11 protein-coding genes are annotated in these 15,392 nt (G+C 64.2%); 1 reads left to right on the top strand and 10 read right to left on the bottom strand.

All coding sequences use genetic code 11. The features are described 5' to 3' along the window. Positions 1 to 46: 46 nt before the first annotated feature. Genes AC1DVW_RS18300 through AC1DVW_RS18280 form a run of 5 tightly spaced genes read right to left on the bottom strand, consistent with a single transcriptional unit; the run spans position 47 to position 7,583 of the window. Positions 47 to 2,497: a GcvT family protein gene (locus AC1DVW_RS18300; RefSeq protein WP_477324860.1), complete on the bottom strand. Its 2,451-nt coding sequence runs from the start codon at positions 2,495 to 2,497 to the stop codon at positions 47 to 49. Beyond that, positions 2,494 to 3,675: a pyridoxal phosphate-dependent aminotransferase gene (locus AC1DVW_RS18295; RefSeq protein WP_477324858.1), complete on the bottom strand. Its 1,182-nt coding sequence runs from the start codon at positions 3,673 to 3,675 to the stop codon at positions 2,494 to 2,496. The genes AC1DVW_RS18300 and AC1DVW_RS18295 overlap by 4 nt, the downstream gene beginning before the upstream one ends. Next, positions 3,675 to 4,574, bottom strand: a complete 900-nt coding sequence (locus AC1DVW_RS18290; protein ID WP_477324856.1) for a homocysteine S-methyltransferase family protein — start codon at positions 4,572 to 4,574, stop codon at positions 3,675 to 3,677. Before AC1DVW_RS18290 ends, AC1DVW_RS18295 begins: the two co-directional genes overlap by 1 nt. Further along, entirely contained in the window at positions 4,571 to 7,024 is a 2,454-nt protein-coding gene (locus AC1DVW_RS18285; protein ID WP_477324854.1) for a GcvT family protein, read from the bottom strand. Before AC1DVW_RS18285 ends, AC1DVW_RS18290 begins: the two co-directional genes overlap by 4 nt. A 16-nt stretch (positions 7,025 to 7,040) precedes the next feature. Next, positions 7,041 to 7,583: a helix-turn-helix domain-containing protein gene (locus tag AC1DVW_RS18280; protein WP_477324979.1), complete on the bottom strand. Its 543-nt coding sequence runs from the start codon at positions 7,581 to 7,583 to the stop codon at positions 7,041 to 7,043. 287 nt (positions 7,584 to 7,870) lie between these two features. On the opposite strand from AC1DVW_RS18280, the gene AC1DVW_RS18275 reads away from it, so the two are divergent. Further along, positions 7,871 to 8,575 (top strand): nitroreductase, encoded by a 705-nt coding sequence (locus AC1DVW_RS18275; protein WP_477324852.1) that lies wholly within the window; start codon positions 7,871 to 7,873, stop codon positions 8,573 to 8,575. A gap of 15 nt (positions 8,576 to 8,590) precedes the next feature. On the opposite strand, the gene AC1DVW_RS18270 is transcribed toward AC1DVW_RS18275, so the two are convergent. The 5 genes from AC1DVW_RS18270 to AC1DVW_RS18250 form a co-directional block, all read right to left on the bottom strand. Beyond that, complete coding sequence (locus AC1DVW_RS18270; protein WP_477324850.1) at positions 8,591 to 10,033, bottom strand: MFS transporter; 1,443 nt, start codon at positions 10,031 to 10,033, stop codon at positions 8,591 to 8,593. A gap of 128 nt (positions 10,034 to 10,161) precedes the next feature. After that, entirely contained in the window at positions 10,162 to 10,749 is a 588-nt protein-coding gene (locus AC1DVW_RS18265; protein ID WP_477324848.1) for a sarcosine oxidase subunit gamma, read from the bottom strand. After that, positions 10,742 to 13,735 carry a sarcosine oxidase subunit alpha gene (locus AC1DVW_RS18260; RefSeq protein ID WP_477324846.1) on the bottom strand — a complete coding sequence of 998 codons (2,994 nt, stop codon included), beginning with the start codon at positions 13,733 to 13,735 and terminating at the stop codon, positions 10,742 to 10,744. The genes AC1DVW_RS18265 and AC1DVW_RS18260 overlap by 8 nt, the downstream gene beginning before the upstream one ends. After that, on the bottom strand, positions 13,732 to 14,028 hold the full coding sequence (locus AC1DVW_RS18255) for a sarcosine oxidase subunit delta (protein ID WP_477324844.1): 297 nt from the start codon (positions 14,026 to 14,028) through the stop codon (positions 13,732 to 13,734). The genes AC1DVW_RS18260 and AC1DVW_RS18255 overlap by 4 nt, the downstream gene beginning before the upstream one ends. Positions 14,029 to 14,045: 17 nt before the next feature. Further along, positions 14,046 to 15,305, bottom strand: a complete 1,260-nt coding sequence (locus tag AC1DVW_RS18250) for a sarcosine oxidase subunit beta (protein ID WP_477324842.1) — start codon at positions 15,303 to 15,305, stop codon at positions 14,046 to 14,048. Positions 15,306 to 15,392: the final 87 nt, after the last annotated feature.

The following is a 15,392-nucleotide window of genomic DNA, read 5'->3' as shown; positions in this document are numbered from 1 at the left end:
CTTCGGGCCACCTTCTCCCCGTAAACGGGGAGAAGGGTAAGAGGCGCTACATCCTCACCCGTTCCGCCTTCGGATCATACATCGGCTTCAGCGCCGCCTCCGCCGCAAACCGCTCGCCGGCGATCTCGATCTCGTAGGATGAGGCCAGCACGTCCGCCTCGCTCTCACCCTTGCATGAGACATAGCCGAGCCCGACGGCGCCGCCGAGATGGTGGCCGTAATTGCCCGAGGTGATCGGGCCGACGATCTTGCCGTCGCGCAGAATCGCCTCGTTGTGGAAGAGCAGGGGTTGCGGGTCTTTCAGGCGAAACTGCACCAGCCGCCGGTTCATCCCGGCTTCCTTCTTCTGCAGCACGGCATCGCGGCCGATAAAGTCGCCCTTCGCCGTCTTCACGGCAAAGCCGAGGCCGGCCTCCAGAACATGGTCCTCGTCGGTGATGTCGTGGCCGAAATGGCGGAAGGCCTTTTCGATGCGGCAGGAATCCAGCGTGTGCAGGCCGCAAAGTTTCAGGCCGACATCGGCGCCTGCCTCGTCGATTGCTTCGAAGACATGAGCGGCCTGATCGGTCGAGACATAAAGTTCCCAGCCGAGTTCGCCGACATAGGTGACGCGGTGGGCGCGGGCCAGGCCCATGCCGATTTCTATCTCCTGAAACGTCCCGAACGGATTGGTTTCGTTGGAGAAATCGTTCGGGCTCACCTTCTTAATCAATTTCCGCGCGTCCGGCCCCATCAGGCAGAGCACGCTTTCCGCCGCCGTCACGTCGGTGATGACGACGAACTCGTCGGCGAGATGTTTTCTCAACCAGGCGAGATCGCGCTGCAGCGTGGCACCGGGGACGACGAGGAAGTAGGTGGTTTGCGACAGGCGCGAGACGGTAAGGTCGCTCTCGATGCCGCCGCGCTTGTTGAGCATCTGCGTGTAGACGATCTTGCCTGGCGCCACATCCATGTCGTTGGCGCACAGTCTTTGCAGGAAGGCACAGGCGTCGCGGCCCTCGACGCGGATCTTGCCGAAGGAGGTCATGTCGAACAGGCCGACGCCGTTGCGAACCGCCAGATGCTCCTCGCGCTGGTTGTCGAACCAGTTCTGCCGCTTCCAGGAATAGCGGTATTCGCGCTCCTGTCCTTCGCGAGCGAACCAATTGGCGCGCTCCCAGCCGGCGACCTCGCCGAATACGGCGCCGCGCGCCTTCAGGTGCTCATGCAGGGGCGAACGCCTGACGTTGCGCGAGGTCGCCATCTGGCGATAGGGGAAATGGTCGGCATAGAGCAGGCCAAGTGTTTCGGAGACGCGCTCCTTGAGGTAGCGGCGGTTCTTCTGGAACGGCTGGGCGCGGCGGATGTCGACTTCCCAGAGGTCGAAGGGGGCTTCGCCGTCATTGATCCATTGCGCCAGCGCCATGCCGGCGCCGCCGGAAGAGACGATGCCGATCGAATTGTAGCCAGTCGCCATCCAGTAGCCGGACAGTTCCGGCGCCTCGCCGAGATAGTAGCGATCGTCAGGCGTAAAACTCTCGGGGCCATTGAAGAAGGTGTGGATGCCGGCGGTGCCCAGCATCGGCATGCGGTTGACGCCCATTTCGAGGATCGGTTCGAAATGCTCGAAATCCTCGGGCAATTGGTCGAAGCAGAAATCCTCGCGAATGCCGTCCATGCCCCATGGCTTGGCCACCGGCTCGAAGGCGCCGAGCATCATCTTGCCGGCGTCTTCCTTGTAGTAGGCGCATTCGTCGGGAACGCGCAGCACCGGCAGGCGGGTAAGGCCGGGGATCGGCTCGGTGACGAGATAGAAGTGCTCGCAGGCGTGCAGCGGGATGGTGACGCCGTTCTGGGCGCCAAGCTCACGCGCCCACATGCCGGCGCAATTGACGACGATGTCGGCCTCGATCATGCCTTGTTCGTCACCCTGTGCCCACGACACGCCTGTGACGCGACCGTCCCTGGTGTGGACCTTGGTCACTTTCACATTCTCGACGATGGTGGCGCCACGCTGGCGGGCGCCCTTGGCCAGCGCCATGGCGATGTTGGCGGGGTCGCATTGGCCGTCGAGCGGCAGATGGACGGCACCGACCACATCGGACACATTGAGATGCGGGTACATCTCACTGACTTCGTTGGGCGAAATCTCGCGCACGTCGACATCGAAGGCGCGGGCGAGCGAGGCCTGCCTATAGATCTCGTGCTTGCGTTCTTCGGTGAGCGCCACGGTGATCGAACCCACCTGGCGCATGCCGGTGCCGACTTCGGTTTCGGCCTCCAGCTTGACGTAGAGGTCGGCCGAATATTTCGCCAGCCGCGTCATGTTCTGCGAGCCGCGCAACTGGCCGATCAGGCCGGCGGCGTGCCATGTCGTGCCTGATGTCAGCTGCTTGCGTTCGAGCAGCACGATGTCGGTCCAGCCGAGCTTGGCCAGGTGATAGGCGACCGAGCAGCCGGAGACGCCGCCGCCGATGATGACGGCTCTGGCCTTGGTCGGGATGGGTTTGGCGGTCATGCGGCCTCACGGCGGTAGCTGGAAGCGAAGCGGCGCAAGCGAAGCGCTGCCTCCTGCAAGACAGGCTCAGGCTGGCAGAGGCTGATGCGGATGTGGCCGGCGGCGGCCTCGCCGAAGCTGGAGCCGGGCATCACGCCGACCTTTTCGGCGTCGAGCAGGGCCCAGGCGAATTTCTCGTCGTCGGGTTCGACATCAGATATGTCGAGCATGACATACATGCCGCCTTCGGAGCCGCGCACGCTGACATTGTTCATACCGCGCACGGCGTCGAGCAGGATTGTGCGCCTTCCGGCATAGCGCTCTGCGATCTCCTTGACGCCGTAGCCGTTCTCGAGCGCCTCGGCGCAAGCCAGGCTGATGAAGGCCGGCAGGCCGTAGGTGGTCACCAGATTGAGATTGGTCAGCAGCGTAATCATCGCTTCGGGACCGGTCAGCCAGCCCATGCGCCAGCCGGTCATGCCATGGCTCTTCGACATCGAATTGATGACCAGTGTGCGCTCCGCCATGCCAGGTAGCGAGCGCGGCGAGATGTGTTCGCCGCCGCCCAGCGTCCAATAGACCTCGTCGGAGAGCAGCCAGAGGTCATGCTCTCGGCAGATTTGCGCCAGCTCTTCCAAATGCTGGCGCGAATAGACGGCACCCGTCGGGTTGTTCGGTGTGTTGATGAGGATGGCGCGCGTGTTGGGCCGAAGCGCTGCGCGGATATCGCTGGCTCGCGGTTGAAAACCGTCCTCGGCCGGTGTCTCGATCACGGTGAATTCCGCACCCGCCGCGCGGAACGTGTTGGGGTAGGTGGCATAATAGGGCGCGACCACGATGGCATGGTCGCCCTGGTCGAGAACGGCCTGCACGGCCGCGTAGAGCGCTGCCTGCCCACCCGGCGTGGCGATGACCTGATCGGCATTGGTTGCGATGCCAGTGCATGCGGTCGAGGCGACCGCCATGGCCTTGCGCAGACGCGGGATGCCGGGAAGCGGTGTGTAGTGGTGATTGCTGGCGCGAACCGCCGTCACGCAGGCCTCGATGGTTTGCGACGGCGTATCGAAGTCATGGTCGCCGATCGACAGCATGATGATGTCTTCGCCGGCCGCCTTGCGCGCCCAGGCGGCGGTGTGGACCTCCCAGCCATCCTTGCCCGAAGGCACGATGCCGGAAATGCGCGATGAGGGTCTGGGCATCAGGATACTCCCGAAATTTCGTAGCCGGCCTGTTCGAGCTGGGCGCGCAGGGCGGCAATATGGGCGGGTCCGACTTCGCAGCAGCCGCCGACGATGCCGGCGCCGGCTCTCACCCAGCCGAGCGCCTGGTCGGCATAGGCATCCGGGCCAAGGTCATGGCGGGCATGCAGCACATCGACGGTGCCGCCATGTTTGAGCGCTTCGGTGGAGGTGAAGCCGTTGGCATAGGCGCCGACCGGGCCGCCGAGATCGATCAGTTCGGGCAAGGCTGCAGCGATCGCTTCGGGCCGGCAGCAATTGACCAGTCTGGCTGCGATCGGCAGGCCGTCGAGCGCGCTCGACGCTGCCGCTATTGTCTCGCCGCTACGCAGGCGCGGCGTGCCGTGATCGGCGAGCGTCCACGACACCCAGACAGGCTTGCCGCTTTCGGCTGCGGCAGTGACGGCCGCACGGCCTTCTTCGGCCGAGGCCATGGTCTCGCACAGGAACAGATCGACGCCGTCCGCCTGCTCGGCGACGACGCGGCGATAGATGTCGAGCGTCTCCTGATAGGAGATGGTCAGCGCCGGCGCATAGCTGCCGAACAGCGGCGACAGGCAGCCGGCGATCGCCGTGTCGCCTGCTTCGTCGCGAGCTTGCCTTGCCAGTTCAATGCCGCGCTTCTGCAATGGCTTGAACAGGTCTTCTGCACCTTCGCGCGCGAGACGCTCCGGCGTCGCCGAATAGGTGTTGATGGTGATGACGCGGGCGCCAGCGCGGATGAATTCGGCATGCAGGTCGCGCACCAGATCCGGCTCGTCGATCAACACCCTGGCCGACCACAGCGGCGTCGGTTCGGAGCTGCTGCGGCGCACCAGTTCCTGGCCCATGCCACCATCGGTGAGGATGACTTGTTTCATGCTCTCAATCTTTCGTTTTTTGGATCCCACAGCGGTTCGTCTTTTTGCACGATTGCCCGAAAACGCTCGCCGAAGATTTCGATCTCGATTGCCGTGCCCGGTTCGGCGAGGTCGGCGCGCAGCATGCCGAGCGCGATCGATTTGTCGATGCGATGACCCCAGCCGCCTGACGTCGTTTCGCCGACGATCTTGCCGTCATGCCACAGCGTCGACACGGAAGGCGCGTCGCAGTCGCCGGGGTTTTCGACGACCAGCGTGACGAAGCGTTTCTTCACGCCTTGCTGTTTTTCGCTGAGCAAGGCAGCCTTGCCTGGGAAGTCCGGCTTGTCCCATTTGACGAAGCGTTCCAGCCCGCCCTGCAGGATCGAATAGTCGGTCGAAAGATCGCCCTTCCAGGTGCGGTAGCCCTTTTCGAGCCGCAGCGAATCCAGCGCGTACATGCCGAACGGTCTTAGCCCATGTTTCTGACCTGCGGCCCAGACGGCGTCGAAGACGGCCGATGTGTCGTCGACCCTGGTGTGGATTTCCCAGCCGAGTTCGCCGGCGAAGGAGACGCGCACCAGCTTTGCCCAGCGGCCGGCGATTGTCGTCTCCTGATGGGTCAGCCAAGGCAAAGCCAGATCTGCAGCGCAGACATCGGCGAGGATTTTTCGTGAGTTGGGGCCAGCGAGGATCTGCGTGGAGAACTCTTCCGTGCGGTCGATCAGCTTGAACGAAGCGTCCTTCGGCATGCGCGATTTCAGCCATTCGAAGTCGTGCCACTGTGCCACCGCAGCGGTGATCAGCGTCATCAGGTTCTCGTCGTGGCGCACGACGGACATTTCGGTGACGATGCGGCCCTTGTCGTCCGAGAAATAGACAAGGCCGATGCGGCCCGGTTTCGGCACCAGACCGGTCACCTGTCGGCTCAGCCATTCGGCGGCGCCCGGGCCGTCGAGGTTGAAACGCGAGAAGCCCGGCAGGTCTAAAATGCCGGCTTCGTCGCGCACGGCCAGGCATTCTTCGCGCACCCGATGCTGCCACGGCCCGTCGCGGCGGAAGGTCAGTGTGGCTTCCTCGGAAACGTCATCACCCTCCTTCGCGTACCAGGTGGCGCGCTCCCAGCCATTGTAGGCGTCGAAGCGGCCGCCGAGCGCTTTGATGCGATCGTGGATCGGCGACAGTTTGCGGTCGCGGCCGGCCGGCCAGGCATGGCGCGGAAACTGGATGGCGTATTCGTTGCCGTAGATCTCCATGCCCTTGGCGACGCAATAGTCCGGAGCCGCGGCAAAAGAGGTGAAGCGACGTGGATCGCAGGACCACATGTCCCATTCGGTCTGGCCTTGTGTCACCCATTCGGCCAGCACCTTGCCGGCGCCGCCGCCCTGCGCGATGCCGAAGGTGAAGACGCAGGCCTCGAAGGCATTGGGAACGCCCGGCATCGGCCCGATCAGCGGGTTGCCGTCCGGCGTGTAGGGGATCGGGCCGTTGATGACTTTCGACAGGCCGGCGGTGCCGAGGATCGGCACACGGGCGACGGCGTCGGCGAGATAATGCTCGAGGCGGTCGAGATCGTCGGGGAACAGCTGGAACGAGAAATCATCCGGCATCGGGTCGTTGTGGCCAACCCAATGGGCGCGGCAATTGCGCTCATAGGGGCCGAGATTCATGCCGTTCTTTTCCTGACGCAGATAGTAGGAGGTGTCGACGTCGCGCAGCAGCGGTAGTTTCTTGCCCTGTTCTTTCGACCAGGCCGCGAGTTCGGGGATTTCCTCGAACAATATGTACTGATGGCTCATCACCATCATCGGCACGTCGCGGCCGAACATCTTGCCGACTTCGGCTGCACGGTAGCCGGCGGCGTTGACGACGATCTCGCAGCGGATTTCGCCTTGCGCCGTCTCCACCACCCATTCGTCGTTCTCACGGCGCACGCCTGACACCGGGCAGAAGCGGATGATCTTGGCGCCCATGTCGCGCGCGCCCTTGGCCAGCGCCTGGGTCAGCTGTGCCGGGTCGATGTCGCCGTCATTGGGATCGTAGAGCGCACCCTTCAATTCATGCGTTTCGAGAAAGGGGTAGCGGCGCCTGATCTCGTCGAGCCCGACGACGTCGATGTCCATGCCCTGGTAGCGGCCCATGCCCTTGGCGCGCTGGAATTCCTGCATCCGCTCGGTCGTGTGGGCGAGCCTGAGCGAGCCGGTGACGTGGTAGTTCATGGGATAGTCGACCGCGTTGGCGAGCCCGCGATAAAGCTCGGTCGAATAGCGCTGCATGTTCATCAGCGACCATGACGAGGAGAAGGTCGGCACATTGCCGGCGGCGTGCCAGGTAGAGCCGGAGGTCAGCTCGTTCTTTTCCAGAAGCACGCAGTCGGTCCAGCCCGCTTTGGCAAGATGGTAGAGCGAGGAGGTGCCGACGGCACCGCCTCCGATGATCACCACGCGTGCCGTGGTCGGCAAACCGGCCATATTAGAAATCCCTCGTTCAATAGACAGGCGGCGAAACCACCCAGATGATCACTGCCGGCTCGGTGCCGGGATTGCGCCAGCGATACGGCTTGCGCTCGAAGCGAAAGGAGTCGCCTTCGACAAGCCGGTGCCAGACGCCTGCTATCTCGATCTCGAAAATACCCGATGCGACATAGCCGGCCTCCTCGGTCGGCCGTAGCTGCTGGGTCTTCAGTTCCGCTCCCGGCGCGAAGATCGAGCGCACCATCTCGAAACTACCGCCGAGATCGGGCGACAGAAGCTCCTCCACCAGGCCGGATTCGCTTGTGCCAAGCGTGCGCCGGCTGCCGGCGCGCACGACAACGCCGCGCTCCTTCTCGATCGGCACGTCGTGGCTGAAGAACAGGCTGAGCGGCACGCCGAACAGGTCGGCGAAGGCCCTGAGATCGCCGAGCGAAGGGATCGACAGGCCGCGCTCGACCTGGCTGACCCAGCCGACGGAGCGGTCGAGGTTGAGGGCGATCTCAGCCAGCGTCAGCCCGCGCGCCTTGCGCAGCGCGCGAATATCGCTGGCCAGCAGGCGCTCGTCAGGTCCCTGCAATGTTCTGGCGGTAGCTGGGGGCAAAACGCTCACTTGATGAAAATTCCGAAGTGAATTTCATGAGAAAGCACCTTCGTGAAAAAATCAAGAGGATTTTCATGAGGCCGCAAGATTTGCTTGCGCGATTTTGGCGGTTCATGCAAAGGCTCGGCCCACGAACGGCGAGTGTGGGGTCGTCCGGTCGGCGACCAAGGTTTGAAATCTGCGCATGATCTTTTTCCGGAGGCCGGTTCGGTTTTCGGGGCGCATGCGCAAAGGGACGGCCCATGCTGGTGAATGACACACGGATTGCTGAGGACGCGGCGATCGTCGACGAGGCGATCATGTCTCGCCGTTCAGTGCGCGCCTTCCTGCCCGACATGGTCGACGACGAGACGATCCGCGCCATTCTGGCCGTTGCCGCGCGCGCGCCTTCGGGCACCAACATGCAGCCCTGGCGGGTCTATGTCACCAAGGGCGATATCAAGCAGCAGATATCAGATGCCATCCTCAATTCCGGCATCCGCGCCGAGAAGGCCGATTGGGACGAGTATCGCTATTACCCGACCCAGTTCTTCGAGCCTTATCTCACCCGCCGGCGCGCCAACGGTTTTGGGCTCTATGGCGCGCTCGGCATCGGCCGCCGCGAGGTCGACAAGATGCGCGCCCAGCACGACCGCAACTTCGTCTTCTTCGACGCGCCGGTCGGCATGATCTTCACCATCGATCGGCGGCTGAACCAGGGCTCGTGGATCGACTACGGCATGTTCCTGCAAAACATCATGGTGGCGGCGCGGGGCAGGGGTCTGCACACCTGTCCGCAGGCGGCCTTTGCGCCCTATCACCGGCAGATCAGGCCGGTGCTCAACATTCCCGACGAGGAGATCGTCGTCTGCGGCATGGCGCTCGGCCATGAGGACACGACGAAGCCCGAAAACGATTTTCGCACCGACCGCGTGCCGCTGGAAGAATGGGTGACGTTCAGCGAGTAGGCCGATGCGACTGGGCTATTCCACGCTCACTGGCGATCCATGGCCGCTGATATGGGCGCCGTCCTGCGGCGTCAGCCTGAGATAGGCAAACAGCGCGCACAGGGTGATGACGCCTTCGATGACGAACAGGATGCGGAAGTCGTTGACGCTGGCATGGCCGCCGCCAGCCAGGAGCGACAGCACGGCGGCCGCCAAGCCAACGCTGATCGCCACCGCCAGCTGCCACAGTATGTAATAGAGCGCGCTGAAGCGGGCGAGCTGCTCGGGTGCGATGTCCGAGTAAGAGAGGTTACCGGTCGAGGCCCATTGCGCCGAGCGGAAGACGCCGAAGATGAAGATATAAACGAGCACGATCCAGACCGGCGTGGTTGCCTGCATCAGGGCAAAGCCGGCGACCAAGCAAGCCACAACAGGAGTGTTGAACACCAGCACCCGACGGAAGCCGAAGCGGTTGAGAACCCGCGGCATGAAAAGGCGCGTCAGCAACGAGCCGACCGCTGCGACGAAAGTCAGCGATCCCGCCTGTACGGCGCTCATGCCGAAACCGAGCTGGAACATCAGCGGCAGCAGGAAGACGACGGAGCTGAGGCCGATCGTGTCCAGTCCGCCGCCGGTCAGGAAGCTGACGCGGAAGGTGCGGATGCGCAAGAGCTTGAGATCGAGCAGCGGATTGCGGGCACGCAAGCAATAGAAGGAAGCGACGGCGAGGATGGCGATGGCCAGGCCAAGTTCAGCGGCGATCATGCCGCCGCCGGGATCTCTTGCAGCAAGCGAGTCCATGCCGAAGACGAGCAGCGCCATGCCGCCGCCGACAAGGACAAAGCCCGGGAAATCGAAGGGCGCGCGAACCGCCTTGGTTGCCGAGGGAAACAGCGAGGCCGCAAGCAATGCGGCAATGAGCGCGAACGGCACGTTGATGAAGAAGATCCAGCGCCACGAGATGTAGGTGGTCAGCGCACCACCGACGAGCGGGCCGACCAATGGCCCGGACTGGCCGGCCAGCGAGATGTACATATTGATCTTCAGCGTGTGGCTGCGCGGAAAGCTCTGCAGGATCACCACCTGGCCAAGTGTGCCCATCAGCGCGCCGCCGAACCCCTGCAAAGCGCGCGAGCCGACCAGCATCCAGATTCCTTCAGACAGGCCGCACAAAGCCGACGCCAAAGCGAAGACGAGCAAGGCAAAGCAGTAGACGTTGCGCAGGCCGAAGCGATCAGCGGCCCAGCCGCCGACCGGCATCGAGATGATCAGGCTGGCGACATAGACGGTGATCAGCAGGCCGAGCTGGCTGGGCGGGCGGGCGAGGCTTTCGCCAATGCCGGGCAGGGCGGTAACCACGACATTCTGGTCGAGGCTGGTCATGAACACGCCGCAGGCAACTGTAAGTGGCAACAGCAACGACACCTCGCCCGCCGTGCCGATGCGGGTAGGGGCCGTCGCCGAGGTCTCTGCGGTCATGGAAGGGATGCGTACTGGTTGCCTGGTCGAGCCGTGCCTTGAGCATCGGCCCGTGATTCCTGATGCATCGTGGCTGTCGCCGGCCGGGCGCTCAAGCGGCAGATCGGCCGGTCTGTAGGGCCAAACGCTTATTGCACCTCGTAGCCGACTTCCTCGCTGGCATGGCAGAGCGCTTTCCAGAACGAGCGAGCAAACGAGCGGAACACATAGATGTCGAATTGGTCGGCGCCGGTGCGCTGGATCTGCGCGAAGACATCGTGATGGGTGGTCGAGCGGCCGGCGCCGATCGGGAAGGCGGGCAGCGCGAAGTCGATGGCGAAGAATTTCGCCAGCACCCATTCGGCTTTCGGCCCGGCGATGCGGATCGCGGCGCGGCCATGCGACAGGTCGGTGACAGTGCCGATGGTCGGGGTGAGAACGTTGGCAAAGGCCGCCGCCAGGTTCTCCGCTTCATCGACCACGGTGAATTTCCCCGGCGCAAAGCCGAACACCGACCGGACGCCGTCGGTGCTACCACCACCGGCGCCGTCGGCCAAAGCGAGGCCGGTAACGGTGCGGATGGCTGTCATCAGCTGCTTTTCTTCGCCCGGCCATGCGGCTAGCTGCAAGATCGATCCGGGCCTGGTTTCGGAGAGAATGACTTCGACGCCGTGTTCGAAATTGCCATGCGAGCCGGCATGCAGTGCCGGCTCCAGCGGTGATTGGCGCTCAACCATGCATGCGGCTCCCGTCCGGATCGAAGAAGTGGTTGGAGACGATCTCGACCGGCCCGAAGCGCTTGCGCAAGGGGTCGGAGACATAGGCGCGCGTGCCGTGCCGTGTCTTGCCGCCTTCAACCAAAGCCAGCGCGATGTGTTTGCCGAGCGCCGGCGAATAGCAGCAGGCGGTGATGTGACCGAGCGAATCGTGCGGGTTGGCTTCGTCCAGCTCCGCGACGATGTGCGCGCCGCCGTTGAGTGGCCGATTGTCCAGCGCAATCAGCCCGACAAGCTGCAGGCGATCGGAAGCGATCAGGCCTTCGCGATCCATCATCGCCGAGCCGATGAACGGCTTTTTCTTGGACAGCATCCAGTCGAGATGCAGGTCGCGCGCGGTGGTGCGGCCGTCGATCTCGGCGCCGGTGACATGGCCCTTCTCGATGCGCATCGTGCCAAGCGCTTCGAGCCCGTAGGTGACCAGCCCGAACGGCTTGCCGGCCTCGATCAAGGCTTCCCAGACATGGGTGCCGTAGCCAGCGCCGGAATAGACCTCGAAGGCCATTTCGCCGGAGAAGGAGAGCCGACAGATCATCACCGGCACGCCCGATATCTCGCCGCGCACGATGCCCATGAAGGGCAAGGTGGCGTTGTCGACTGCGGTGCCGGTGACGCAAGCGGCGAGGATTGCGCGCGCCTTCGGGCCGCCTATGGCAGCGCCCGCCCATTCGTCGGTGACCGAGGTGACATGCACCTTCAGCTCCGGCCAGATGACATCGAGGAAGTATTCCAGATGCTGCATCACCTTGCCGGCATTGGCGGTGGTGGTGGTCATCAAAAAGTCCTGGTCGCCGAGCCGCCAGGTCGTGCCGTCGTCAAAGGCGAGGCCATCCTCGCGCAGCATCAGCCCGTAGCGCGCCTTGCCGACGGCAAGTGTGGAAAACATGTTGGTGTAGACGCGGTCGAGGAATTCGGCGGCGTCAGGACCTTGCACGGCGATCTTGCCCAATGTCGAGACGTCGACGATGCCGGCGCTCTCTCTGGTGGCCTTGGCTTCGCGGACATAGGCCTGCTCGATCGTCTCACCTGAAAGCCCGTAGATCATCGGGCGGTACCAGAGACCGGCCGAGTACATGGTCGCACCATTGGCGAGGTGCCAGTCGTGCATTGGCGTCAGCCGCTCGGGCTTCAAATCGCCGAAGCGTTCGGCCGCCAACGAGCCGATCGACACCGCCGAAAAGGGTGGACGAAAGCGGGTCGTGCCGACTTCGGGGATCGGCTTGCCCAGCGCTTCGGCCATGATGGCGAGGCCGGGTATGTTGGAGCTCTTGCCCTGGTCGGTCGCCATGCCGAGCGTGGTGTAGCGCTTGAGATGCTCGACCGAAACAAAACCTTCGCGATGCGCCAGCCGCACGTCTTCCGCGGTCACGTCGTGTTGGAAATCGACGAAGCTCTTGCCCTTGGCCCTGATCTCGAACACTGGCGCCGGATCGGGATCGCCTGGGGCGGCTTCGACAATCGGGAGCGCCGATGGAGTTCCGATACCGCCCGCTGCCGAAAGACCGGCGGCGCGGCCTTCGGCGATGGCCTCGCCGGTGGAGAAACTGCCGGTGAAGGCGCCAGCGCCGATCCATTTCTGCGTCGGCTTCGGCGGCAGGAAGGCTTGCCGGGCGGCGTTCCATTCCGCGTTGGCGCCGGCCTGGCTGGCCAGATGGATGGTCGGCGACCAGCCGCCCGACATCAGCAGGCAATCGGCGTGGATGCTGCGCGCATCGCCGCTCAGCGCACCGCTGATCATGTCGAAGCGCTGCACCTTGATGCCGGACAGCGCCTTGCCGCCTTCGGTGGCGACCACGGCGTGGCCGGAGAAAATCTCGGCTTCGGCTTCGTCGGCGAGCTTGTGCATCTCGCTCGGCAGCTCCGGGCGCACGTCGACGATGGCGACGACCGCGGCACCGGCCCGCTTCAGCGCAATCGCCGAGCGATAGGCGCTGTCATTGTTGGTGAACAGCGCGATCCGCTCGCCCGGCAGCACGCCATATTCATTGGCATAGCGCTCGGCGGCATGCGCCAGCATGACGCCCGGCCGGTCGTTGCCCGGGAACACCAGAGGCCGCTCGAAGGAGCCGGTGGCCAGCACCACCGATTTGGCGCGAATGGCCCAGTAGCGATGGCGCGGCTCGCCCTTTCCAGGGATCTCCTTATGATCGGTGACCCGCTCAAGTGCTGCCAGCGTGTTACCGTCATAATAGCCCCACACCGTGGTGCGCGGCAGCAGGCGGATATTGTCATAGCCTTCGAGCTGGCCGACAGAGCGCGCCGCCCAGTCGGCGGCCGGCATGCCGTCGATCGTCTCGGCCGACCAGTTGGCCGAGCCGCCGAAATTCGGCTCGAGCTCGGCGAGGATGACGCGGGCGCCCTGATCTGCAGCCGTCTTTGCAGCAGATAGTCCGGCGGGCCCGGAGCCGACCACCAGCACGTCGCAAAATGCGTTCATGCGCTCGTAGCGCTCGGTGCCGGCAACGATGCCGGCCTTGCCGAGGCCGGCGGCACGGCGGATGAAATGTTCGCAGAACATCCAGAAACGGGTGCCCTTCAGCGGGCCGACCACCGGTCCCATGAAGGTCTTGTAATAGAAGCCGGCCGACAGCAGCTTGCCGCCGAGCTGGTTGACGGCGTTGACGTCCCAGGCAAGCGAGGGGAAGCGGTTCTGGCTGATGGCCACCAGTCCGTCATAGATCTCGACCATGGTCGCGGCGATGTTGGGCTCGCGAACCTCGCCGCGCAGCACCGTCACCAGCGCGTTCGGCTCCTCAACGCCTGATGTCAGCACGCCGCGCGGGCGGTGATATTTGAACGAGCGCCCGAACAGAGTGACGCCGTTGGCCAGTAGCGCCGAGGCCAGCGTGTCGCCGGCATGGCCGGTGTAGGGCGTGCCGTCGAAGCTGAAGCGGATGGTGCGCAGCCGGTCGATCCGGCCGCCGCTCTCGACGCGGCGCGGGCTCATGACTTGCCCTCCGTCTTGTGGCGGGCAGCGGCTTTGTGGTCGCCGCGCATGGCGGCGGCGCTGGAGATCTCGTGCGTCAGCGTGTTGCGCACCACCCTGAGATGGGTGCGGCAACCGCCGGAATGCTGCCAGATCTCATTGTGGTCGCCGGCCGGGTTCAGCCGGTCATAGACATAGGCGTTCCAGGCGTCGAGATTCTGCGAGGCCGGTTGCGGGCGCTGGCGGTTGCCATCGCCCTGATAGGTGAACTCGATGACATCGCGCGGGCCGCAATAGGGGCAAGTAATGAGCATTCTTCTCTACCCCAGATCTAATGCAGCCGGGGCGTTGCGCCCTGGCCTTTGTCATCGATCACCAAGCCGCGATAAAAGCGGTCGAGCGTGAACGGCGCGTTGAAGTCGTGCGGCTCGTCCTTGGCGATGGTCCAGGCAAAGCACCAGCCGGAGGCCGGCGTCGCCTTGAAGCCGCCGTAGCACCAGCCGCAGTTGAGATACATGCCGGGCAGCGGGCCGGTGGTGATGATCGGCGAACCATCCATCGACATGTCGCAGACGCCGCCCCAGGAGCGCAGCATACGGACGCTGGCCAGACCCGGGAACAGCGCCAGCATCTCGCTCATCACCTCATCGACGATGGGCAGATTGCCGCGCTGGGCGTAGCTGTTGTAGCCGTCGATATCGCCGCCATAGACAAGGCCACCCTTGTCCGACTGCGACATGTAGAAATGGCCCATGCCGAAGGTCAGCACCGTGTCGATGAAGGGTTTCAGAGACTCCGTCACGAAGGCCTGCAGCACATGACTCTCGATCGGCATCGTCTCGACGCCGGCAAGTTGCATGACCCGCCCGGTGCTGCCGGCCACCGCCACCGCCACCTTCTTGGCGCGGATCTCGCCGCGCGAGGTCGAGACGCCGGTGATGCGGTCGCCGTCACGCAGGAAGCCGGTCACTTCGCAGTTCTCGATGATGTCGACGCCGCGGCGGTCGGCGCCGCGCGCATAGCCCCAGGCGACGGCGTCATGGCGGGCCGTGCCGGCGCGCGGCTGCATCAGGCCGCCGACGATCGGGAAGCGTGCGTTGGACGACATGTCCAGCGCCGGCACCAGACGCGCGATCTGGGCGGTGGTCATCAGTTCGGCGTCGACGCCGAGATGGCGCATGGCGTTGCCGCGCCTGGCATAGTCGTCGAACTGGGCCGGGGTGTGCGCCAGGTTCAGGCAGCCACGCTGCGAGAACATGACGTTGTAGTTGAGCTCATGCGAGAGGTTCTCCCACATCTTCATCGAGTGTTCGTAGAAGCGGGTGTTGGCGGGCAAAAGATAGTTGGAGCGAACGGCCGTGGTGTTGCGGCCGACATTGCCTGATCCGAGCCAGCCCTTCTCCAGCACCGCGACATTGGTGATGCCGTGCTCCTTGGCGAGGTAATAGGCCGTCGACAGGCCATGGCCACCGCCGCCGATGATGATGACATCATAGGACGCTTTTGGCTCCGGCTTGCGCCAGGCCGGCTTCCAGTCCTGGTTTCCCCTGAGCGCGTTCGCGAGAAGCGAAAAGGCCGAATATTCCGCCATTCTTCATGTCATCCTTGGTGCGATGCGGCAGACTATAGAGCAGGGCGCCGCCGCAAAGCCAATATTGCGCCATGGCTTTTCGACTGG

The organism is Mesorhizobium sp. P3_B5 (assembly GCF_056402815.1).
Note: the sequence above shows the minus strand (reverse complement) of the source record. Positions and strands in the feature narration are given on the sequence as shown.

What these genes read in the sequence shown, in the direction of transcription:
- AC1DVW_RS18270 (WP_477324850.1), bottom strand. Translation starts at nt 10,033, where the DNA reads ATGACCGCAGAGACCTCGGCGACGGCCCCTACCCGCATCGGCACGGCG.
- AC1DVW_RS18300 (WP_477324860.1), bottom strand. Translation starts at nt 2,497, where the DNA reads ATGACCGCCAAACCCATCCCGACCAAGGCCAGAGCCGTCATCATCGGC.
- AC1DVW_RS18295 (WP_477324858.1), bottom strand. Translation starts at nt 3,675, where the DNA reads ATGCCCAGACCCTCATCGCGCATTTCCGGCATCGTGCCTTCGGGCAAG.
- AC1DVW_RS18285 (WP_477324854.1), bottom strand. Translation starts at nt 7,024, where the DNA reads ATGGCCGGTTTGCCGACCACGGCACGCGTGGTGATCATCGGAGGCGGT.
- AC1DVW_RS18290 (WP_477324856.1), bottom strand. Translation starts at nt 4,574, where the DNA reads ATGAAACAAGTCATCCTCACCGATGGTGGCATGGGCCAGGAACTGGTG.
- AC1DVW_RS18265 (WP_477324848.1), bottom strand. Translation starts at nt 10,749, where the DNA reads ATGGTTGAGCGCCAATCACCGCTGGAGCCGGCACTGCATGCCGGCTCG.
- AC1DVW_RS18255 (WP_477324844.1), bottom strand. Translation starts at nt 14,028, where the DNA reads ATGCTCATTACTTGCCCCTATTGCGGCCCGCGCGATGTCATCGAGTTC.
- AC1DVW_RS18260 (WP_477324846.1), bottom strand. Translation starts at nt 13,735, where the DNA reads ATGAGCCCGCGCCGCGTCGAGAGCGGCGGCCGGATCGACCGGCTGCGC.
- AC1DVW_RS18250 (WP_477324842.1), bottom strand. Translation starts at nt 15,305, where the DNA reads ATGGCGGAATATTCGGCCTTTTCGCTTCTCGCGAACGCGCTCAGGGGA.
- AC1DVW_RS18275 (WP_477324852.1), top strand. Translation starts at nt 7,871, where the DNA reads ATGCTGGTGAATGACACACGGATTGCTGAGGACGCGGCGATCGTCGAC.